The 19596-nt window shown below is 62.6% G+C and carries 21 protein-coding genes and 1 tRNA gene; 5 read left to right on the forward strand and 17 right to left on the reverse strand.

The window, feature by feature from the left end:
• Nucleotides 1-41 precede the first annotated feature (41 nt).
• The 12 genes from CCR96_RS11865 to CCR96_RS11920 form a co-directional block, all read right to left on the reverse strand.
• A complete protein-coding gene (locus CCR96_RS11865; RefSeq protein WP_201220332.1) occupies nucleotides 42-965 on the reverse strand; it encodes a diguanylate cyclase domain-containing protein in 924 nt (307 codons plus the stop codon).
• A 91-nt stretch (nucleotides 966-1056) separates the two neighbouring features.
• Nucleotides 1057-2229, reverse strand: coding sequence for a hypothetical protein (locus tag CCR96_RS11870; RefSeq protein WP_201220333.1), 1173 nt, complete (start codon nucleotides 2227-2229; stop codon nucleotides 1057-1059).
• Nucleotides 2230-2341: 112 nt separating this feature from the next.
• On the reverse strand, nucleotides 2342-3916 hold the full coding sequence (ccmI, locus tag CCR96_RS11875; protein ID WP_201220334.1) for a c-type cytochrome biogenesis protein CcmI: 1575 nt from the start codon (nucleotides 3914-3916) through the stop codon (nucleotides 2342-2344).
• A gap of 18 nt (nucleotides 3917-3934) precedes the next feature.
• The gene (locus CCR96_RS11880) at nucleotides 3935-4471 is read right to left on the reverse strand and encodes a cytochrome c-type biogenesis protein (RefSeq protein WP_242518969.1); all 537 of its coding nucleotides are present in this window, start codon (nucleotides 4469-4471) and stop codon (nucleotides 3935-3937) included.
• A complete protein-coding gene (locus tag CCR96_RS11885) occupies nucleotides 4471-5013 on the reverse strand; it encodes a DsbE family thiol:disulfide interchange protein (RefSeq protein WP_201220335.1) in 543 nt (180 codons plus the stop codon). The genes CCR96_RS11880 and CCR96_RS11885 overlap by 1 nt, the downstream gene beginning before the upstream one ends.
• Nucleotides 5014-5028: 15 nt before the next feature.
• Nucleotides 5029-7017 carry a heme lyase CcmF/NrfE family subunit gene (locus CCR96_RS11890; protein ID WP_201220336.1) on the reverse strand — a complete coding sequence of 663 codons (1989 nt, stop codon included), beginning with the start codon at nucleotides 7015-7017 and terminating at the stop codon, nucleotides 5029-5031.
• The gene (gene ccmE / locus CCR96_RS11895) at nucleotides 7014-7493 is read right to left on the reverse strand and encodes a cytochrome c maturation protein CcmE (protein WP_201220337.1); all 480 of its coding nucleotides are present in this window, start codon (nucleotides 7491-7493) and stop codon (nucleotides 7014-7016) included. Before ccmE ends, CCR96_RS11890 begins: the two co-directional genes overlap by 4 nt.
• A gap of 69 nt (nucleotides 7494-7562) precedes the next feature.
• The gene (gene ccmD / locus CCR96_RS11900; protein WP_201220338.1) at nucleotides 7563-7775 is read right to left on the reverse strand and encodes a heme exporter protein CcmD; all 213 of its coding nucleotides are present in this window, start codon (nucleotides 7773-7775) and stop codon (nucleotides 7563-7565) included.
• Nucleotides 7772-8530, reverse strand: a complete 759-nt coding sequence (gene ccsA, locus CCR96_RS11905; protein ID WP_201220339.1) for a cytochrome c biogenesis protein CcsA — start codon at nucleotides 8528-8530, stop codon at nucleotides 7772-7774. Before ccsA ends, ccmD begins: the two co-directional genes overlap by 4 nt.
• Before the next feature lie 196 nt (nucleotides 8531-8726).
• Nucleotides 8727-9398 (reverse strand): heme exporter protein CcmB, encoded by a 672-nt coding sequence (gene ccmB / locus CCR96_RS11910; protein ID WP_201220340.1) that lies wholly within the window; start codon nucleotides 9396-9398, stop codon nucleotides 8727-8729.
• Nucleotides 9392-10051 (reverse strand): cytochrome c biogenesis heme-transporting ATPase CcmA, encoded by a 660-nt coding sequence (gene ccmA / locus CCR96_RS11915; RefSeq protein WP_201220341.1) that lies wholly within the window; start codon nucleotides 10049-10051, stop codon nucleotides 9392-9394. The genes ccmB and ccmA overlap by 7 nt, the downstream gene beginning before the upstream one ends.
• 194 nt (nucleotides 10052-10245) lie before the next feature.
• A tRNA-Asn gene (locus CCR96_RS11920) sits at nucleotides 10246-10321 on the reverse strand.
• A 152-nt stretch (nucleotides 10322-10473) separates the two neighbouring features.
• Between CCR96_RS11920 and CCR96_RS11925 the strand changes: the two genes are divergently transcribed.
• Complete coding sequence (locus CCR96_RS11925) at nucleotides 10474-11214, forward strand: outer membrane protein (RefSeq protein WP_201220342.1); 741 nt, start codon at nucleotides 10474-10476, stop codon at nucleotides 11212-11214.
• A gap of 169 nt (nucleotides 11215-11383) precedes the next feature.
• On the opposite strand, the gene CCR96_RS11930 is transcribed toward CCR96_RS11925, so the two are convergent.
• Complete coding sequence (locus CCR96_RS11930) at nucleotides 11384-11698, reverse strand: hypothetical protein (RefSeq protein ID WP_201220343.1); 315 nt, start codon at nucleotides 11696-11698, stop codon at nucleotides 11384-11386.
• A 457-nt stretch (nucleotides 11699-12155) separates the two neighbouring features.
• Nucleotides 12156-13139 carry a CDF family Co(II)/Ni(II) efflux transporter DmeF gene (gene dmeF, locus CCR96_RS11935; protein WP_201220344.1) on the reverse strand — a complete coding sequence of 328 codons (984 nt, stop codon included), beginning with the start codon at nucleotides 13137-13139 and terminating at the stop codon, nucleotides 12156-12158.
• A gap of 317 nt (nucleotides 13140-13456) precedes the next feature.
• Between dmeF and CCR96_RS11940 the strand changes: the two genes are divergently transcribed.
• The 3 genes from CCR96_RS11940 to CCR96_RS11950 all read left to right on the forward strand — a co-directional run bounded on the left by CCR96_RS11940 (nucleotide 13457) and on the right by CCR96_RS11950 (nucleotide 16620).
• Complete coding sequence (locus CCR96_RS11940) at nucleotides 13457-14452, forward strand: ABC transporter substrate-binding protein (RefSeq protein ID WP_201220345.1); 996 nt, start codon at nucleotides 13457-13459, stop codon at nucleotides 14450-14452.
• A 177-nt stretch (nucleotides 14453-14629) separates the two neighbouring features.
• Entirely contained in the window at nucleotides 14630-15754 is a 1125-nt protein-coding gene (locus CCR96_RS11945; protein WP_201220346.1) for a FecCD family ABC transporter permease, read from the forward strand.
• 5 nt (nucleotides 15755-15759) lie between these two features.
• On the forward strand, nucleotides 15760-16620 hold the full coding sequence (locus CCR96_RS11950) for an ABC transporter ATP-binding protein (protein ID WP_201220347.1): 861 nt from the start codon (nucleotides 15760-15762) through the stop codon (nucleotides 16618-16620).
• A gap of 53 nt (nucleotides 16621-16673) precedes the next feature.
• Here the strand turns inward: CCR96_RS11950 and pyrC are convergent, their stop codons facing one another.
• A complete protein-coding gene (pyrC, locus tag CCR96_RS11955) occupies nucleotides 16674-17711 on the reverse strand; it encodes a dihydroorotase (protein ID WP_201220348.1) in 1038 nt (345 codons plus the stop codon).
• A gap of 123 nt (nucleotides 17712-17834) precedes the next feature.
• Between pyrC and CCR96_RS11960 the strand changes: the two genes are divergently transcribed.
• Nucleotides 17835-18260, forward strand: a complete 426-nt coding sequence (locus CCR96_RS11960; RefSeq protein ID WP_201220349.1) for a hypothetical protein — start codon at nucleotides 17835-17837, stop codon at nucleotides 18258-18260.
• Nucleotides 18261-18320: 60 nt separating this feature from the next.
• Here CCR96_RS11960 and CCR96_RS11965 read toward each other — a convergent pair whose 3' ends face one another.
• Nucleotides 18321-19124 (reverse strand): DUF4198 domain-containing protein, encoded by an 804-nt coding sequence (locus tag CCR96_RS11965; protein ID WP_201220350.1) that lies wholly within the window; start codon nucleotides 19122-19124, stop codon nucleotides 18321-18323.
• A 94-nt stretch (nucleotides 19125-19218) separates the two neighbouring features.
• Nucleotides 19219-19587, reverse strand: a complete 369-nt coding sequence (locus CCR96_RS11970) for a hypothetical protein (protein ID WP_242518971.1) — start codon at nucleotides 19585-19587, stop codon at nucleotides 19219-19221.
• Between the last annotated feature and the right edge of the window lie 9 nt (nucleotides 19588-19596).

Here is a 19596-nt window from a genome sequence, read left to right on the forward strand (position 1 = left end):
CAGGGCCGCATCGGCGGTTAAGGTTGGCGTCTGCACCGCGATCAACAATTCAGATCCTTGGCTAAGCAACTGCGATTGCGACCGCTGTTCTTGGCTCGGTAGAGCTGCTCGTCGGCTTGCCTGATCAGGAGTGAGGCGTCCGTCGTCTGATTGCAGCAGGCGGTGATGATGCCGAGGCTAATTGTCACATACTCTGCGGTTGGCGAGGATTTGTGCGGCACGGCCAGCGCCGCGACCTGCTTGCGCAGTGCCTCAGCGAGCGCGAGCGCACCCTGTGCGGGTGGACCGTCGACGAGGACACAGGCGAATTCCTCGCCGCCATAGCGGGCGACCAGATCTGTGTTACGTCTCAAACCGCGCTCAAGCACCTGTGCCACCGCACAGAGACAGTCATCGCCGAGCACATGACCATAAGTGTCGTTGTAGGCCTTGAAGTGATCGATGTCGAGCATGATCAACCCAAGCTGGGTGCCTGTGCGGGCGTGGCGGGCATGCTCCTGCGCGAGGACCTCATCGAACCGGCGCCGATTGGCGATTCCGGTCAGACCATCAGTGGTGGCCAGCTTGGCAAGTCGATCGCGCGCTTGCTTCAGCTCGATCTGATTGCGTACCCGAATCTTCAGCACCAGCGGGTTGATCGGCTTGGTGATGTAGTCCATTGCACCCAGCTCAAGCGCCCGCGTCTCGGTGGTGCTATCGGCGCGCCCGGTGATGAAGAGCACCGGGATGGCGCTGGTCAAGGGGTCGGCCTTCAGTTGCGCGCAGACCGCGAAGCCGTCCATGCCTGGCAGCATCAGATCAAGCAGGATGAGGTCGGGAATGGCGCTTGCCGCGATCTCCAAGGCCTTCTCCCCGGAGAGCGCAAACAGGGTCTCGTACTGGCCTCGAAAGAGGTTGGCGATCAGCTCGACGGTGGCGGGATCATCGTCGACGATAAGGATTTTGGCCGCTGGGGACTCAGGCATGGATAGGGCAGCCGCATTGAAAATGCCAATAGTTTAGCCGGTCTGCGACGGTGAGCCTATGCATTGGGCAGGCTGTTGGGCTGGGTGGGTGCTAGGGTTTCTTCTGCTGCCGCAGCAAGTCGGTGATTGGGATTTGGATCGGCGCACCTGGCTGGAAACGGGGCGTCTGCGGCCGGCTTTTAAAAGGCTCGGTGAGCTGATCTGCGAGCCAGAGACCCAAGAGTGCCAGCGGTAGGGCGATCAGCCAGGCGGGTGCTGGTAGTCCCAGGAACTCGACGCCGCCAAGCAGCGGCAGCTGATAGGTCCAGGCTGGCGATGCTGACGTTAGCGCACCAAGCAGCAGATTGAGGGCTTGGCCGAATGCGATCAGCAGTGTTGCGGCAGCGGCCGTGAGCATGGGGCGGCTCCAGTCGCCCTGTGCAATGCCAGACAAGCTCGTGGCTTGGCGCAAGGCGATTTGCAGTCCAAGCGTGAGGAAGGTCGGTGCGATGAGCATCAGTGGATAGAGTTGATCCGGCCAGACCGCTGCGCTGGCCAGCGCTAGGCCGGCGAGCCCCATCATGGGCCAACCTTCTTGTATCAAATCACCGATCGGCAGGCCCGACTGGGTCCAGCGCAGCAGCCGCGGGAAAGAGCCGAGCCATTGGCGCAAGCTTAGGAGTGCGGGCAGTAGACTGGCGTAGTCCAGCGACTTGCCGAGCGCGAAGGGCACGGCCTCGGTGGCGTTCGGGTAGGTCCAAACGCCAATGAAGAGATTCAGCCAGTAGAAGACCAGCCAGCCTGCCGCCAGACTGGCAGGAAACAGGAGCAGGAAATAACCGCGGCGTTGGCTGATCAGGCTGCTGCCGGTGCGGCGCTCGGTGTCGGCATTGAGGAGCAGGGTCAAGGCCAGCGTGAGCAGTCCAATCGCCACATTGAAGGCCTTGCCGTCAATCGCTATCAAGGCTACGAGCAGCAGCAACAGCGAGATCCAGACAAAACGAGGCCAAGGATGCTGCGCTGTCCGGCGTTGTCCATCGGCGATGTCTGGCCGTTTGCGCTGGCGTGGCCAGCACAGCCAGAGCAACGTGCCAATACATAGAATGGCAAACAGTTGTGCCGCATGAGTGAAGGCGGCATTGATCGGTGCCGGGTCCCAACCGCGCGTATTGAGCGGAAAAATCAGCAGACTACTCAGTGGCTGACCGCTCAAGACAGCGCCTGCAAGGGGCAGCAGAACAGTCAGCAGCGCGATGACGATCAGGCGCAAGACTGAGCCGGACATCAGTCAGCCCTGACAAACCCGTGCAGCGGGTTTGCAGTCCTTGGCAATCCGTTGGCTCGCGTCTGGCATCATGCTGTCTGTGTTGTACACGATTGATCGGGTACTGCCTGTTTTAGCGCAGCACCTGATTGATGCGGACCTGAACCGGCTCCGTCGCTGTGCTCTCGACCGGCCCGGTCTCGCCTTGCAGATCGCCTGGGCGGGGCATGGCTTGACCGGATGGCGAGACGCGAGCGCCGACGATGATCTGCGGGAAGTTGGAGAGCTGCATCGCCGGCATCATCGCCATGCTGTCATCAAGCCGCACCTGCACCGGAAGATCGCCGAGGGTCGCCCGTTGAACCGCGAGCGGCATCGGCGGGCCGGCAGCGGCCTTGGCGTAGATGAACACCGGTGTGTTGGGCGGTAGGCGACCGCTGAGTTCGGTGGCGAGGGCGACGCTGACTTGGACGCCCGGCTGGATCGCTTCAGGTGGCGTATCGCTCGGCCGGTCTTGAGCATCCGCTCCGGCTGATGCCCTAGCCGAGGGCTGGCTGCTCGTTGCTGGGCCATTGGATGGGCCTGGATCGTTACCCGGCTCGTTGCCCGGATCGTTGTGCACTTGTGCTGCTGATCCTTGGGATACCTCATCGCCGGAGCTTGCTTGCCTTGGTGATCCCTGGGAGGCATCGTCGCTGGCGTTATCGCCGGCTGCTTCCGCTGCAGCGGTTACTGGCACTGAAACCCCACCCGCTTGAGCAATCTGCTGCGCTGCATCAGGCAGGCCAGCGCGTTGCTCGGCCTCGCTGATCAGGTTGCGTAGCTCGGCGGCATCCTCGCTCTCGGGATCAAGCTGTTCGAGCAGATTGCGCCAGGTGGTGGCTGCAGACTGAAACTGCCCGCGCTGGAAGGCGACCATCGCCGCCAGCCAGCGCGCGGTGGCGTTGTTGGGCTCGAGTGCCAGCGCCTCTGAGATCAGCTCGGCCGGACGCCCTTCGAGCTGGTTGTCGTTGTTGGTCGCAATCGACTCGGCGTAGGCCAGCACGATCAATGGATCGGTGGGCAGGAGCTTGTAGGCCTGAGCCAGTGCCGCTTGTGCTCGTTTGCGATCACCGGTGGCGAAGTAGGTGCGCCCGAGCATCATCCAGCCCTCGGCGTTGCCCGGTTCTTGCTCCAGCCGCTGCTCGAGCCTGGCGACCAGCTCTTCAAGCGGTGGCAGTTCGGCCTGGCCGCCGCCGTGGCCACCGCTGCTGCCTGCGCCGCCGCTAGCCGCAAGCTGCTCTAACTGCGGGATGAGCGCCTGGCTGCCGATCAGGCCATAGAGCACCCAAGCAGCGAGGGGGACCACCAGCAGCAACGCCAGCGCGGTGGGGCGGGGGCCGGGAAGCCGATAGCGGCGTTGCTTGGCGTCGATGCTGCGGGCTGCAGTGAGCGGGTCGCGATCGCCGAGATCGTGCAAGAGTTCGCGCTCGAGATCGCGGCGTGCGGCCTCGTAGACGGTCTGGTCGAGCTTGCCGCTGCTGAGATCGGCATCCAGCTCGGTGAGCTGCTGCTTGAACAGCTCGAGGTTCAATAGGGCCTGATCGGCCTCGGTGTCGTCAGAGTCCGGTGCGTCCTGAGCTGTTGGTGCGGGCGTGAGTAGGGGCGCAACGGCGAAGAGGACCGCCAGACCGGCCAGCCCAGCAGCGAGTATCCAAAAGATGATCATGGTCAGATGGCGAACGGGCTAGGTCGATCGGGGGCCAGAAGAGGGGCTGTCAGTGCTGTTGTCGAGCAGGGCCTGAAGCCGCTCCTGCTCGGACGCTGAGATGGGCTCATCGGTGGCGCGTTTCTTGGCCAGGATGGTGCGCACGACGACGAAACCAGCGATCCCGATCAGCACGAAGGGGCCAAACCAGAGTAGGTAGGTCGATGGCTTCAACGGCGGATCATAGAGCACGAAATCGCCGTAGCGCTCGACCAGAAAGTCGAGGATCTCGTCTTGCGACTGCCCGGCTCGCATCATCCGATAGACCTCGTTGCGCAGGTCTTGCGCCAACTCGGCCTGGGAGCCGGCTAAAGACTCGTTTTGGCACACCAGGCAGCGCAGCTTGGCGATCAGCTCGCGGAACTCGGTTTGCTGTTCGGGGCTATCGAACTGGAATTCTTCCAGCGTATAGGCGCTGAGCGAGCCGCTGCCGAGCAGCAGCAGCGCGCCAAGCGCTAGTGATTTGATCACAGGCGACATCTTGATCAGCGGGTCCTTCTTGAGCAGTGGGGGCATCAGGCACCTTCCGCCTTGAGCTGAGCGACCAGCGGTTGCAGGGTCTCTTCCCAGACCTTGCGATCGATGGGGCCGATGTGCTTGTAGCGGATGACGCCCTTTTGATCGACGACGAAGGTCTCCGGGGCGCCGTAGACGCCCCAGTGCAAGCCAACCTTGTTATCCGGGTCGTAACCATTCATGGCGTAGGGGTTGCCGGTCATGCGCAGCACGGCGAGTGCATCCCGCGCATCGTCCTTCCAATTGAGCCCGACGATTTGGAAGTCGGTCTCCTTGGAGAGCGCCATCAGCGCCTGGTGCTCCTGGCGGCAGGAGCCGCACCAGGAGGCCCAGACGTTGACCAGCGAGATCTGCCCCTTGAGATCCTCGTCGCCGACGCTGCGGTCGGGGTCGGTGAGTTCGGGCAAGCTGAACGCTGGGACCGATTTGCCGATCAGCGGCGAGGGCACCTTGCTCGGGTCCTTGCCGAGTCCGATCACCAACAGGATGACCAAGGCGCCAAAGATGACCAGCGGGATCAGGAAACGAACCGATTTCGACATACTGCATTGCTCCTGCTAGGCCTTGGCGCCGACAGCGCCCGCGGGCGCGGTGCTGCGGGCACGGGCTATGCGATAACGACGGTCGGAGACGGCAATGGCGCCACCCAGGGCCATCAGTGCCGCACCGAGCCAGATCCAGCGCACGTAAGGCTTGTAGTAGAGCCGCAGCGCCCAGTCACCGCCACCGACCGCCTCGCCGAGCGAGACATAGACATCACGGAAGAAGCCGGCATCGATGGCCGCCTCGGTCATTGGCATGCCACCGCCGAGATAGGAGCGCTTCTCAGGGAAGAGCTCAGCGATCTGACGCTCGCCGCGATAGACCAGGAAATGCCCTTGGTCGGCCCGATAGTTTGGGCCGTTGACCTTCTGTGCACCCAAGAATTCGAAGCGATAGCCGGCCATCTCGTGGCTGTCACCAGGCGACATGCGCAGATCCTTCTCGATCTGATGGTTCGAGACCATGGTGACGCCGACGATGAACATCGCCACGCCCAGATGAGCGACGACCATGCCATAGAAGCTACGACCATTGCCGCTGAAGTCGGCGACCATGGCCTGGCGCCAGCCCTGCTGCTTATGCTTGAGGCGATCGCGAACGATGAGCAGATGCGAGAAGAGTAGCCAGGCCGCCAAGGCGATACCAATCGGCACCCAGAGGTCGTCGCCGCTGACGGCTGACATCGAGGTCAGTGTCAACACGCCGATACTGAGCGCAAAGGCCAGCCACAGCTGCTTGGTCAGACGCGAGGGCTGATCGCTCTTCCAGCGGGTTGCCGGGCCGATGCCGAGCAGCAGGGCGAGGAAGGGCGCCAGCGCCAAGAACATCTTGTTGAACCAGGGGAAGCCGACCGAGATCTTGCCGAGATCAAAAGCTTCATAGATCAGTGGCGCCAGGGTGCCGAACAGCACCAGCACGGTGAAGGCGACGAACAGCAGGTTGTTCAGCAGCAACGCACTCTCGCGCGAGAGCAGATCGAAGCGCCCGCCCTCGGAGACCTCGGGTGCCCGCCAGGCATAGAGCGCCAGCGAGCCGCCGATGACGATGCACAGGAAGATCAGGATGAACAGCCCGCGCTCAGGATCAGTGGCGAAGGCATGCACCGAGGTCAGCACGCCCGAGCGGACCAAGAAGGTGCCGAGCAGGCTGAGCGAGAAGGCCGAGATGGCCAAGAGCACGGTCCAGCTCTTGAACGCCGCGCGCTTTTCGGTGACGGCGAGCGAATGGATCAAGGCGGTGCCGACCAGCCAGGGCATCAGCGAGGCGTTCTCGACCGGGTCCCAGAACCACCAGCCACCCCAGCCAAGCTCGTAGTAGGCCCACCAGGAGCCGAGCGCGATGCCGATGGTCAGGAACACCCAGGCAACCGTGGTCCAGGGCCTCGACCAGCGTGCCCAAGCGGCATCGAGCTTGCCACCGATCAGCGCCGCGATGGCAAAGGCAAAAGCAACTGAGAAGCCAACATAGCCCATATAGAGCATCGGCGGATGGATGGCGAGGCCAAAATCCTGCAGCAGCGGGTTCAGGTCACGACCCTCTGGCGGCACTGGGAACAGGCGTTCAAAGGGGTTAGAGGTCAGCAGCATGAACAAGAAGAAGCCGATTGCGACCATTCCCATCACGCTGAGTACGCGTGCTACGACCGGTAGCGGCAGGTTCCGGCTGAACGCGGAAACCGCTGCGCCCCAGCCGGACATCATCAGCGCCCAAAGGAGCAACGAGCCTTCGTGACCGCCCCAGACCGCTGAGACTTTGTAGATGTCAGGCAGCAGGGTATTCGAGTGCTGGGCGACGTAGAGCACCGAGAAGTCGCTGATCAGAAAAGCCTCGACCAGGGCAACGAAGGCGATGGCGACAAAGACGAACTGCCCGTAGGCCAGCGGCCGCGCCATCGTCATCCAAGGTCGGTTACCGGTCAGCGAGCCGGCGAGCGGCATCGCCGCCTGCGCGGTGGCGAGGATCAACGCAAAGATGAGTGCGAGATGTCCGAGTTCTGGGATCATTGGGTCGCGCTCCTGGGTGTGTTGGCCCCGGTGGTCTGCTCGACGATGCCGTCGACATGGGCGGTCTGCAGGGTATCGGCGACCTCAGGCGGCATATAGGACTCGTCATGCTTGGCGAGCACCTCTTCGGCATAGAAGACACCGTCAGTACCGATGCGGCCCTTGGCCACGACGCCCTGTCCTTCGCTGAACAGGTCCGGCAGGATGCCGGTGTAGCTGACCGGAACCACCGCGGCGTTGTCGGTGACCTTGAAGTGAACCGTCAGACCGTCTTCCTGGCGGGCCAGCGTGTCTTTAACCACTAAGCCACCGACTCGGAACACCGCGTCGGTTGGATGTTCACTGGCCATGACCTGGCTCGGACTGAAGAAATACGAAATATTGCTCTGCAATGCGCTGAGCGCCAGCGTGGTTGCGCCGGCGACACCGACCAGCGCAAGGCCGACTAAAACCAATCGTTTTTGTCTTGCTTTCATGGTGAGCACTCCGCGTGGCAATCGATCGAGCGGCTGATTCGGGTCCGGGGCAAGCCGACTCCTTTAGGATTAGGTTGTTGGGCCGGAGGTTCCCCGCTGCATGCTGGGGCCGGCACCCGCTTGCCGGGGTGCGCGTAAGCGCAGCAGCCGGCTAATGCGAGTGAGCGTCGTCTTACGGCTGCTGCGCAGTTGCAGCACTTCGATCAGCAGCAGCCCGAAGGTCATGCCAAAGGCACCCCAGACATAGCCGGCGTAGCCGCCCTGGCTGAAAAACTCCATCATGCTGTTGCCTCCTTGGCGATGACATCGCTCACCCAGGCATGGTCTGCCTCGCGCGTCAGTATAATCGTGCGCAGACGCGCGAATACCGCAGCGAACGAATAGGACCAGAGTCCGAGTGTCATGGTCAACATCGGTATCAGAATACTCAGGTGGATACTGCCTGGATCGGAGCGCTGATGCAGCGCCGCACACTGATTTGGGTCAGGGCAGTTGATGGAGAGGAAGATCACCGGAACCATCACCAGTCCAACAATGGCTAACAATGCCGCGGCACGGTCGGCGCGCCGGGTGTCGTCGATCGCCGAATGCAGCGCAATGTAGCCGATATAGAGGAAGAACAGCAGCAGCTCCGAGGTCAGCCGCGGGTCCCAATCCCAATAGGTGCCCCAGCTCGGGCGGCCCCAGAGGGCGCCGGTCCAGAGCGCTAAGAAGGTAAAGATGGCGCCGGTAGGGGCGACCGCCTTGGCCATCATGAAGCTCAGGCGGGTGTTGAACACGAGGCCAATCGCCGACCAGCCGGCGAGCACAAGGTAGAGCCACATCGACATCCAGGCCGCGGGCACATGGACGTAGATGATGCGGTAATACTCTTTCTGTGGGTTGCTGCCACCAAGCTGATCGGCAGTGAGGAAGAAGCCCCAGAACAGGCCGATGAGCACCAGCGCGAGGGCGACGCGGCCGAACCAAGGGATGAGGCGGCCCGCGATCGGGTAGAACGCGGCGGGCGAGGCGAATTTGAACCAGTTGATCGTCATGATAGTGGCAAGCGGGTTGATTCTAACAGCGGATCGGTGATCCAGGCTCCGCGGCTGACTGTTAAAGAGTCAGAAATAGTCGGTCTTGACCTCGAAAAGTTCGAAGTGTTCTGTTGCTGCCAACCATTGCGATGAGCATTGGCATCAGCCACGGTGAATTGGCGAGGTCAGCGATGGCGGCAAGCGGCAGCATGAGCTATTCCAGCGAGATACGGAGCGCTGCGGCCGCGGCGAGCGGGGCAAGCAAGCTCGAGCCCATCAGGAATGCGGTTAACAGGTAGAAATAGGGTTGCGTGTCGGCGATTTCGATCGCGCTGACCGAGACCGCGCCAGCGCCATAGACCAGTACCGGCACATAGAGCGGCAGGATCAGCAGCGATAACAGGATACCGCCACCTCGTAGCCCTAGGGTCAAGGCGGCGCCAATCGCGCCGATCAGACTCAACACCGGGGTGCCAATGGCCAAGGCGGCCATCATCACCCAGATCGCGGTGCTGCTCAGATGGTATTGCATCGCCACCAAGGGTGCGATCAGTACCAAGGGCAGGCCGGTCAGCAGCCAGTGCGCAACGACCTTGCCAAGCACCAGCAGTGCTAGCGGTTGGCCGGTGAGCAAGAGCTGCTCGAGCGTGCCATCGTCGTAGTCGGCCGCGAACAGCCGCTCTAAAGCGAGCATCGACGCTAACAGCGCGGCGACCCAGACCACGCCTGGGCCGAGCATCCGCAACTGCTCGCGCTCGCTGCCGACACCGAGCGGAAACAGGCTGACGACAATGATAAAGAAGAACAGCGTCGTCAGTACGTCGGTGCGCCGACGCAGGGCCAGCGTGATGTCGCGAGAGAGGACGCAATAGAAGACCTTTAGCATGAGGACTCGGTGTTTTCCGAACTGACCGGATCGCTTGCCTCGCCGAGCGTCAGACGTTGGATGGCGCCACTGGTCAAAGGAACCTCTTGATGGGTGGTCAAGATCACCGAGCCGCCACGGGCGACCTGCTCGGCGATGAGTTGCTGCAAGAGGTCGACCGCATCGACATCGAGCGCAGTGAAAGGCTCGTCCAAGATCCACAGCGGCGCCTTGCTCAAGATCAAGCGCGCTAGGGCAACGCGTTTTTTCTGCCCCTGAGACAGCATTCGGGTCGGGAGATCCTCGAAGCCTTCCAGCCCGATGCGACTGAGGGCCGCGACGATCGCGTCCGCGTCTGTCGGGTCTTGATCGAGGGTGCTGGCGATGCGGAGGTTCTCGAGTCCCGTCAGATCGGCCTTGATGCCATTAAGATGGCCGAAATAGAGCAGATCACGATTATAGTCTTCGGCCAGGTCGCGGATGGGCTCGCCGCGCCAGCGAATGCTGCCGGCGTCCGCCCGCAACAGACCACAGAGCGCACGCAGTAGCGTTGTCTTACCGCTGCCGTTGCGTCCGCGTACATGCACCAAGGTTTCCGCAGGCACCTGGAAGCTGAGGTCGCTGAACAGGAGACGCTCACCGCGACGGCAAGCGAGATCGGATACGTCGAGCATCAGTAGATTGGGCTGCGGGTGAGAACAGCGCGACACCATAGCGGTTCTCGAGCGATGCGACAATCGAAAAGCCGTGCTTTGGACCACAGCCCTGACATACGATCAACCTGGCCAACCGCAGTAGAGCTTATATTTATGTGAAGGACAAAAAACAACGGCTTAGCCTCATAAAGAGGCCAAGCCGTCGATTTAGTTGGCTCCCCGAGCAAGACTCGAACTTGCGACCCACTGATTAACAGTCAGTTGCTCTACCGGCTGAGCTATCGGGGATTTGACTTAGCCGCTTACTATATTCCGCTTTGGCCCGCGAGTCAAGTATTGTTTGTCAGCACTTCAACATTCAGAACCCTGAGGGCGCATCTATGAAAACGACAGCCTGGCTCGGGAAGAGGCAAAGACACGGGGGGTTGATCGGTTGCGCAATGCTGCTCGGGTTGGCCACGACGGCCGAGTCCTCCGACTGGTATCTCCGCGCTACCCTGGGTGGTGAGCAGTCCAACGATGCGGATGTCTTCGATCGCGATTGCGCCTCACAACAGCCGGCTGCGCTCTTCGGCTGTGTTAGGGGCGACGACGGCCGACCGATCGGCGCCTATGGTGACTTCGGCCGCTATCCGCTGATCGAGGTCGCGCTTGGCAAACGGTTGCTGCCTTGGCTGCGCACCGATCTGTCACTCGGCTACCGCTTCGACAGCGACTATCAAGGCAACGCCAACTTCCTCTCGGTGGGGACGCACGAACCGGTGTCAGCACAGTTCGAGTCTTGGAGCAGCATGGTCAACGCCTTCGTGGATCTTGCGCCACTGATCGAGGCGGATCTGGGCCGGTTTCAACCCTTTGTCGGCGTCGGCGCGGGCTTGGCCTACAACCAGCTTGGCAAGATGACCTACCGATTCCCGCAGAATCCCTACCGGCACAAGCTCAGTGTGACCCCGGACGGTGAACGGACCAGCTTCACCTATCGGTTGACTGCCGGCACCGGTATCAGGCTCACCGATAGCCTGATGCTGGATCTCGCCGTCGCTTACAGCGACCTCGGCAAGGTCGGCACGAACGCGGGTGTCATGGCGATGAACCATGTTCCGAGGGGCATTCCGATTGACGAGACCGAGACGCACCTGCGCGCCTTGGGGCTGAGTGTCGGGCTGCGTTATGGCTTCTAGGCACACATGGCGGATCACTAATGGGTCCATGTGTGCGAGTGGTGACCCAGAGATCCTCTGAGCCGTTCTCGGTTCGATCCCGACCACGCAATCGGTGATCTGCCGGCGTTCATGAGAGGTTTGTGCAAACGATTCTTATTTGTCTTGATGTTTGACCTGAGAAGCATTACTATTTGTATGGAATCCTGCCAATGCCTCTGTTGTAACGCTTGCCGTCGAGTTCTAGCCCATGAATCCTCGTGACCTCAGCTATCTGCCCTTTGCGAGTGGCATGCGCCACCCTATGACGTTGCCGCCGCTCGTGACCAGCAGCGATTGGCAGCTGCGACTGCGTCACCGCAGCGCCGGCCGGGCGCGACTGCAGTTGCCAGTGCTGCGGCGCGAGCCCGAGTTGGCTGATCGTCTCAGCGCGGCGCTCGAGGTCGATCCGCTGATCCGCGCGGTTCGCCTGAATCCGCGCTGCGCCAGCCTGGTTGTCCATCATGCGCTAGACCACTGCTCGGATACGGCCTTGGTGGCACAGCTGATGAAGCGGCTTGAGCCCCTGAGTCTGGCCTGGCGCGTCTCACAACTGCAGGCTGTTGTGAATAGGATCGGGCCAGATTCAGCATTCGGCTCTGCCTCGGCGTCAGGTTCAGCTTCGGCGGCAGAAGACATGCATCAGTGTCGCGAGGCGGTTGCTCAGAAGCCGATCGCAGCGCAGGCAAATTGTGCATCACGATCCCGTCGTCCTGGCTTGACCTGGGCCCTGGCCGATGTGCCGATTCGCCCAAACGCCTTGGCTGGTGATCCGCTGCCGAGCTTGCAGCAGAAACCGCTATCGGCGGTGCGATCACAGCAACCATCGCGGCGGCCAAGTTGTTGGCTCTGTGCTCTACATCGCCGATTCATGCGCTGGATGACTCGGCTCACGCTGCGCTGCTGGTGGCAGGGACGCTGATTCAGTCCCGGTTGCGGCAATGTGCGTCCTGGCATTGGTTCACCTCCAGGGTGAGATGATCGATACCAGGGATGTCAGCCAGCAATCGCTTGTAATGCTCGACGCTCTGCGGATCATGGGTGACTATGGACAAGATGCAGGCGCGGCTTGCCGCGCCAACACGCCACAGGTGCAGATCGGCGATCTGAACGTCATCGATCGTCTCGAGTGCAGCGCGGATTTGGCTTGCAATCGTGCGATGGTCTTCTGCATCCAGTAAGGTTTGGGCGCTATCCTTGGCCAATCCATAGGCCCAACGGCCGATCAACAGCGCGCCGACAATTCCCATCAATGGGTCTAGGAAAGCCCAGCCGAGCAGCATCCCTGCGCTGAGCGCACCGATGGCGAGCACTGAGGTCAGCGCATCGGCAATGACATGCAGATAGGCTGCGCGCAGGTTGTGATCCTTGTACTCGCGATGGCCCTGATGAGCATCAGCATGTTCCTGCCCATGATGATCGTGATCGTGTCCATGGTGATGATGCGCCGAGCCGCCACCGAGTATCCAGGCACTGGCAACGTTGACGACCAGGCCGAGGATGGCGACTGTGATCGCCTCGCTGTATTGGATTGTGATGGGCTGTAGAAACCGGGTCAGCGATTCCCAAAACAGCCACAAGGCCCCCAGCCCGAGCAACAATGAGCTGGTGTAACCGGCCAGCGTCGGTACCTTGCCGGTGCCAAAGGTGAAACGGTCATCTCCGGCCCAGCGCCGTGAGAAGCGATAGGCGATGACGCTCATGCCGAGCGCCGCGGCGTGGCTGCCCATGTGCCAGCCGTCGGCCAGTAGCGCCATCGAACCGGTGAGCCAGCCAGCGATCAGCTCCACCACCATCGTCGCCAAAGTGAGATAGACCACCCAACGCGTGCGCCGCTCGGCTTGCAGTTCGGCGTCGGTTCTGTAGTCGTGAGTATGGGTCCAGGCGTCGATGGAGTGTGGCTGCATTGATCAGGGTTCTCAGTGGTTTGTGGTCAGTCTATAACGATGGTCACCACATGATCATCACCCTGAGCAGGTGATCGATTGCTCAGCTGGGCATACGTTTTCTAATTTTGTATGATCACTGGCCTAGATTGAGTTGTCAGACTGGACCGGAGATCATCATGAGGCGAGGCAGAGCGCGAGCAGTTGGATGCGGTCTGGATCGGCGTGAGTTTCTCCGATGGGCTGCATTGTTGTCCTTGTCGGCGGCGTTGCCACTGCATGCAACGGCGGCGGATACAGCGGAACTGAGGACTGCGCCGCGATCGCCGGCGACTCAGTTGCCAGCGCGAGTCGTTGCGCTTGGTCCAGGTGCGTTGCGACTCCTGGCCTATCTGGACGCGACCGATGGGCTCTGCGCGATCGAGGGGATGGAGCAGCGTGGCCCGAGCGGTCGGCCCTATACCCTCATGCTCGGCGATCTCAGCGATCAGCTACCGGTGATCGGTCCCGGTGGGGTGGGGCGTCTGCCGGATCTGGAGCGGCTGCTGATGGCCAAACCCGACCTCGCGGTCGCCGTCACGCTCGACGAACAACAGGTGCGGATGCTCGAGCAGCGCGCCGGCATCCCGGTGCTGCTGCTCAGCTACGGCGCGATCGGCGAGCTGCAGCTGCCGGTGTTTGCCGACTCACTACGGCGCTTGGCGGAGCCGCTCGGGCGCCAAGCGCGTGCCGAGGCGCTGGTCGAGGCCATCGAGGCCTCGCTCGCCGAGCTGGCGACGCGGGTGGCGGATGCCGACCCCGTGCCGGCCTACATCGGCGGCATCAGTCTCAAGGGTCAGCAGGGGCTGGCCAGCACCCAGGCGGGCCATCTGCCGCTGCGCTGGGCTGGTGCCGACAACCTGGCCGACCGCATCGCTGAATCGGGTCATCGCTTTATCGATCTCGAACAGTTGCTGGCCTGGAACCCGCCGGTCCTGTTCATCGACGGCGGCGGCCTGCCGGCGGTGCTGAAAGAGGTTGCGATCAATCCGGGGCTGTTCGCCGCGCTGGATGCAGTGCAACGCGGTCAGGTCTTCGCGACCTTGCCATTCAACGCGTACAACACCAACGTTGAGCACGCCTTGATCAACGCCTGGTTCATCGCCTCAAGGCTCTATCCGGAGCAGTTCCCGGCGTTTGATCCGGTCGCTAAGGCGGATGCGATCTACCGCGACTTCTATGGTGAGCCACTCTATGCGCGTCTGCGGGCGGAGGGGCAGGGGAGCCAGCCGGGATTCGCACGGGTTGATCTGCTGACCGGCGAGGTTGACCCGCTACCCATCGGTGGCGGTTGATCTGCGGGAGATGTTTCGGGACAAGACCATCAGCGGGCTGACGCCTTGGCGATTGGCAAGATTGAGTCTGTGTCTGTGGTCAGGCCCTCGCTGCCAACCTCTTGCGCGGCTGTTGTGGCAATCCGACGCGTTCGAGCCATTCGGTAAACCCCACCCGGCGACTGGATCAGTATCCTGATGCAGGGGCTTGCCAAAGACAAAGAGTCCGCTGTTGGCAACGCAGGGGATGCGCCGCCGTCGCCGCGTCGAGCCTACCAGCGTTTACTCCAGCAGCGGCTGCTGCTTGGACTGGCCATGCTCGCCGCGCTCGCGCTGCTGCTACTCATTGCGCTTGGCAGCGGCTCCTACCAGCTTGGCCCAAGCGCGGTCGCAGCGGCACTGCTGGCCGGCCCATCGCCAGCGGATCAGGAGCAACTCGTTGCCGCCCAGGTCATCTGGAGCTTGCGCCTGCCACGGGTGATCACGGCACTCTTGGCCGGCGCCTCCTTGGGCCTGGCCGGCGCCGTACTGCAAGGGCTGCTGCGCAATCGGCTGGCCTCGCCTTTTACCCTCGGCATCTCGCAAGGGGCCGCGCTTGGGGCGACCTGCGCCATCGTGCTCTTCGATGCCGGTGCGCTGCATGCGGTGGGTACCGAAGCCATGACCCTGCAGGCGCCGATGAGCGTGGTTGGCTTGGCGCTGGCCGGTGGTCTCGGCGCTGCAGCGCTGATCCTAATGATTGGAACGCTGCGCGGCCTGACCCCCGAGGCGGTGGTCTTGGCCGGCATCGCGCTTGGCGCCTTCGCCAGCGCGGCGACCATGATCGTTCAATACTTCGCCTCCGACACCCAGGCCGCGGCGACCCTGTTCTGGACCTTTGGCGATCTTGGCCGCGCCGGCTGGTCCGAGTTGGCTTGGCTCGCGGCGGCGCTGGTCGCGATTGGGGTCTGGCCGCTGCGGGCGGCTTGGCATTACAACGCGCTCGCCTGGGGCGATGATCTCGCTCGTGGACTCGGGGTCTCGGTCGCCCGGCAGCGGTTGATCGGTACCGCCGCGGCCGCCGCGCTGGCGGCCATCACCACCGCTTTTCTCGGCGTGATCGGCTTCATCGGGCTGATCGCGCCGCATCTGATCCGTCTGCTGATCGGTGGTGATCAGCGCTTTCTGCTGCCCTTCTCGGCGCTCGCCGGGGCGCTGATCCTGCTTGCTGCCGATACCTTGGCGCGGGTGCTGATTGCGCCGGTGATGCTGCCGGTCGGGGCAGTCACCGCGCTGCTCGGTGCGCCGCTGTTGCTGGTGCTCCTGCTGCGCCAACGGCGCTGACCGCGATGCTCGAGATCGACCGACTCTCTTTTTCCTATGCGCGGGGCACTTCGAGCAAGGCGGCGGGTCGCCATGGCGCTCTTGGTCCTTCCTGTGACGTCTCTGCCGTCTCTGCCGACAGTGCTGTCGGCAACGGCCGTCCGCTGCTGCTGGACCAGCTGAATCTGTCGGTCGCCTCTGGCGAGCTGCTCGCGGTACTGGGGCCGAATGGCGTCGGCAAATCAACCCTGCTCAAGCTCATCGCGGGACTCTTGCCGTGCAAGCAAGGCCGGATTGGCATCGATACCACGGATCTGAACGCGCTGAGCCGGCGCGAGCGGGCGCAGCGCATCGCCTATCTGCCGCAGATGACCGAGATCGCGTCGGTGACGGTGTTCGAGGCGGTGCTGCTCGGCCGCCTGCCACATCTCGGGCTGCAGCCGAGCGAGCGCGATCTGGCGATGGTCGAGACGATGCTCTGCGATCTTGGGCTAGCGCCACTGAGTGGCCGGCGGGTGAGTCGGCTCAGTGGCGGCGAGTTGCAGAAGGTGGTGATCGCGCGCGCGCTGGTTCAAGAGCCGCGGCTGTTGCTGCTCGATGAACCGGTGAATCATCTCGATCTGCGCAACCAGATCGCGGTGCTGCGCAGCATCCAGGCGCTGACCCGCGCGCATGCGCTCATCACCTTGGTCGTGCTGCATGATCTCAATCTCGCCCTGCGCTTTGCCGACCGCTTCCTGCTGTTGGGGCCGCATGCAGCCGTCACGACCGGTTGCATGGAAGCGCTCGCATCAGAGGCTGTCGGCGCGGCCTATGGGATCACAGTGATCCGAGGTGAGGTGGGTGGGCTGCCGGTGATGGTGCCCGTCGTCTCTGCTGCATCATAGCGGATAGCCTGAGCCGGGCACGAAGCACGAAGGGCTCAACGCGGACTGGCCCTTCAAGCCATTCGCCAGGCGACCTCAGTTCCGGCGCGCAAGGGCAGGATCTCGTCCGAGCCTGAGCGGATCAGCTCGGGCACTGACCAGGCCTGGGCTTCCAGGGTGATCTGGTCGTCATTCCTGGGCAGGCCGTAGAAATCCGGGCCATGGAAGCTCGCAAAGCCTTCGAGTCGATCCAAGGCACCGGCGTTGGCGAAGACCTCGGCATAGAGTTCGATCGCCGCCGGCGCGCTGTAGATCCCGGCACAGCCGCAGCCCGACTCCTTGGCGTTTTTTGGATGCGGCGCCGAATCCGTGCCAAGAAAGAACTTCGGATCACCGCTGGTGGCCGCTTTTACCAGGGCCTGACGATGGGTTTCGCGCTTGAGCAGCGGCAGGCAGTAATGATGCGGCCGCAAACCGCCATCGAACAGCGCATTGCGGTTCAGGAGCAAATGATGAACGGTGATGGTCGCCGCAACCCGCTCGGAGGCCTCCAGCACGTAGTCAACGGCGTCTTGGGTCGTGACGTGCTCGAGCACGGTGCGCAGGGCCGGAAAGCGGGTATTGATCTGCTGTAGATGCCGCTCGATGAACACCGCTTCCCGGTCGAAGACATCGATCTCCCGGTCCGTGACTTCACCGTGCAGCAACAACGGCAGATCGACCTCCTGCATGGCCTCGAGCACCGCATCAACCTGGCTCAGATCCCGAACCCCATTGTCGGAATTAGTCGTTGCGCCCGCCGGATAAAGCTTAACCGCATAGATCGCTTCTGAGGCCTTGGCCCGTTGGATCTCGTCTGGCGAGGTGTTTTCGGTCAGGTACAGTGTCATCAGCGGATCGAAGGTCATACCCTCGGGCACCGCCGCGAGAATGCGCTCGCGATAGGCCTCGGCCTCGGCCACTGTGGTCACCGGCGGCTTGAGATTGGGCATCACGATGGCTCGCGCGAAGCAACGAGCGGTGTCCGCAATCACTGTCTTCAGCATCTCACCATCGCGCAGATGCAGATGCCAGTCATCGGGTTTGGTAATTCGGAGTTGCTGGTTGGTCATTCCAAACTGGAGGATCAGGTTGTTGCTGCAAAGGCTGTGATGCCGCGACCATCTTACTCTTTGACGGCTGATCTGGCAGGCTGTTTTGGGTGGGGTGCGGACGTTTTCCGGGCCTGTGATTTGGTGCGCACTCGCGATCCTCAGACCCTGCTACTCACCGCTGCCGACAGCGATGGCTCTGGTCTCCAGCTCTTGTGTGTCGCGCCTGATGGCATCGAAGGGGCCAACACCCGCGCCTTCGTCGCCGAGGCCGACGCGCAGCTGCCGTATCGCCCCCTGCCCAATCTGGCCACCGAGCTGCAGCCGGTGCCCGCGCAACCACTGCTGTTCGCCATCGCCTGGCCCGGCTTCAGCGACTTCGCCGGCGGCATCCTGAGCCGGGCCGAGGGGCTGAATGCGGACTGGCTGCGTCGTGCCGAGCCCTTTGCCGCGGGTGAGCCGCCGCTGCGCCAGCGTTTTGACAACACGGATGTCTACCGGCTGCTCTACAAGACCCTGTTTGGCGTGCGGCTGCCAAGTAGGGTTGGGGTGGAGGCAGAAACGCGGTAGCCAGTAGCAGGGTCCTGTGGCTCAAGGCTCAAGCCATCCCTGGCTCAGCGTCGAGGACGCTTAATCCAGTGCGGTGGCATTGATCCAGAGCACCGCATCCTGCGACAGCTCTTTACCCTCATACTCCTTGTCCGGTCCAGAGCCGAGGCAGGCGAAGCCCCAGACGCCCGCGCGCGGGATACCGAAGGTGAATAGCCCGTTGTCGTCGGTGATGGCGACCACGGCCGTGCTCGGCACCGGCCCCAGGGTCTCCTTGCTGATGCGGTTGGCCTCCAGGTCGATCTCGCTGTTGATGTACTCGATCTCGCACTCGACACCGGCGGCCGGCTTGCCCTCTGAGAGCAGCTGACCGGTGAAGGTGCTGCCGGCGAAGACCTGATAGGGCTTGTTCATCGGCATGATCTCGGTGGGCAGGCCGAGCGGCTCGTTCCAGCCGGTCGGCATCGCCCCCTTGTTGACCATGGCTTTCGTGATCTGCTGGATGTAGACATCCTCAGCGCCCTCCATATAAGGCGCTGGTACCAGGCCGAAGAGGTAGTCACCATTGCGCTTGATCTTGTAGCTGGCCTTGTAGCCATCGGCGGGCTCATCGCCTGGCCCCTGCCAGTCGACCGCCTCGAGGCTGTCGATCAGATCGGTCTTCTCGCCCTTGAAGACGACGAAGAACGCCTCCGGCTGGCCCATGTCCATGCTGTGGCTGTTCTCCATCGGGTGCCCGAAGATCAAAGCCAGAGGGATGTCGCCTGGCTTCTCCAGCATCACCTCGGGGGTGTAGAGCAGCTGGAAGTGCGCCTGGGCGTTGCCGGCGAGGGTCAGAGCAAGGGTCATGCCGGTGGCGGTACTGAGCAGAACGGGGCGTTTCATCGTCTCGAGTCTCCTATGGAGCAGGGGTGGAGGGGGTTCAACAGGCTTCCGGGGCCGAATCAAATCGAGCAGCCTGAGCGACCGTCTTTTGGATCTACTCGACGATGTCGCTGCCAGCGATCTCGATATCGTGGCCAGGACCGGCGTCGAAGACGACCTTGTAGTCGCCATCGGGCTTGTCGAACTCGAACTCGCTGTACTCACTCATCTCGCCCTCGATCACGACGTTGTCGTTCGCGTCCAAGACACGGATGCCGACCCCGGCGGCGGAGGAGCCATCGGAGAATCCGCCTTCGCAGAGCACGGTGCCGTCACCGTTGTCGTAGCAAGAGCACAGCGGGGTGTGGGCAAAGGCGGTTGCAGTTGCAAGCGTCAGTGCGAGTGCCGTGGCCGCTGAGGCGATGTGGAGTAAGGGCTTGCGGGTCAGAGAGGGGATCAGTGAACGGGCGATCGGCTGGGTCATCGGGTCATC

This window comes from Halochromatium roseum (assembly GCF_016653315.1).
Classification (GTDB): domain Bacteria; phylum Pseudomonadota; class Gammaproteobacteria; order Chromatiales; family Chromatiaceae; genus Lamprobacter; species Lamprobacter roseus.

What these genes read in the sequence shown, in the direction of transcription:
- pyrC (WP_201220348.1), bottom strand. Translation starts at nt 17,711, where the DNA reads ATGACCAACCAGCAACTCCGAATTACCAAACCCGATGACTGGCATCTG.
- CCR96_RS11970 (WP_242518971.1), bottom strand. Translation starts at nt 19,587, where the DNA reads ATGACCCAGCCGATCGCCCGTTCACTGATCCCCTCTCTGACCCGCAAG.
- CCR96_RS11930 (WP_201220343.1), bottom strand. Translation starts at nt 11,698, where the DNA reads ATGATGGACAACCAGGCTGGCGCAGCGCGGATTCAGGCGAACCGCGCG.
- dmeF (WP_201220344.1), bottom strand. Translation starts at nt 13,139, where the DNA reads ATGCAGCCACACTCCATCGACGCCTGGACCCATACTCACGACTACAGA.
- CCR96_RS11925 (WP_201220342.1), top strand. Translation starts at nt 10,474, where the DNA reads ATGCTGCTCGGGTTGGCCACGACGGCCGAGTCCTCCGACTGGTATCTC.
- CCR96_RS11945 (WP_201220346.1), top strand. Translation starts at nt 14,630, where the DNA reads ATGCAGGGGCTTGCCAAAGACAAAGAGTCCGCTGTTGGCAACGCAGGG.
- ccmB (WP_201220340.1), bottom strand. Translation starts at nt 9,398, where the DNA reads ATGCTAAAGGTCTTCTATTGCGTCCTCTCTCGCGACATCACGCTGGCC.
- CCR96_RS11950 (WP_201220347.1), top strand. Translation starts at nt 15,760, where the DNA reads ATGCTCGAGATCGACCGACTCTCTTTTTCCTATGCGCGGGGCACTTCG.
- CCR96_RS11865 (WP_201220332.1), bottom strand. Translation starts at nt 965, where the DNA reads ATGCCTGAGTCCCCAGCGGCCAAAATCCTTATCGTCGACGATGATCCC.
- ccmE (WP_201220337.1), bottom strand. Translation starts at nt 7,493, where the DNA reads ATGAAAGCAAGACAAAAACGATTGGTTTTAGTCGGCCTTGCGCTGGTC.
- ccmD (WP_201220338.1), bottom strand. Translation starts at nt 7,775, where the DNA reads ATGATGGAGTTTTTCAGCCAGGGCGGCTACGCCGGCTATGTCTGGGGT.
- ccsA (WP_201220339.1), bottom strand. Translation starts at nt 8,530, where the DNA reads ATGACGATCAACTGGTTCAAATTCGCCTCGCCCGCCGCGTTCTACCCG.
- CCR96_RS11890 (WP_201220336.1), bottom strand. Translation starts at nt 7,017, where the DNA reads ATGATCCCAGAACTCGGACATCTCGCACTCATCTTTGCGTTGATCCTC.
- ccmA (WP_201220341.1), bottom strand. Translation starts at nt 10,051, where the DNA reads ATGCTCGACGTATCCGATCTCGCTTGCCGTCGCGGTGAGCGTCTCCTG.
- CCR96_RS11880 (WP_242518969.1), bottom strand. Translation starts at nt 4,471, where the DNA reads ATGCCCCCACTGCTCAAGAAGGACCCGCTGATCAAGATGTCGCCTGTG.
- CCR96_RS11965 (WP_201220350.1), bottom strand. Translation starts at nt 19,124, where the DNA reads ATGAAACGCCCCGTTCTGCTCAGTACCGCCACCGGCATGACCCTTGCT.
- CCR96_RS11885 (WP_201220335.1), bottom strand. Translation starts at nt 5,013, where the DNA reads ATGTCGAAATCGGTTCGTTTCCTGATCCCGCTGGTCATCTTTGGCGCC.
- CCR96_RS11870 (WP_201220333.1), bottom strand. Translation starts at nt 2,229, where the DNA reads ATGTCCGGCTCAGTCTTGCGCCTGATCGTCATCGCGCTGCTGACTGTT.
- ccmI (WP_201220334.1), bottom strand. Translation starts at nt 3,916, where the DNA reads ATGATCATCTTTTGGATACTCGCTGCTGGGCTGGCCGGTCTGGCGGTC.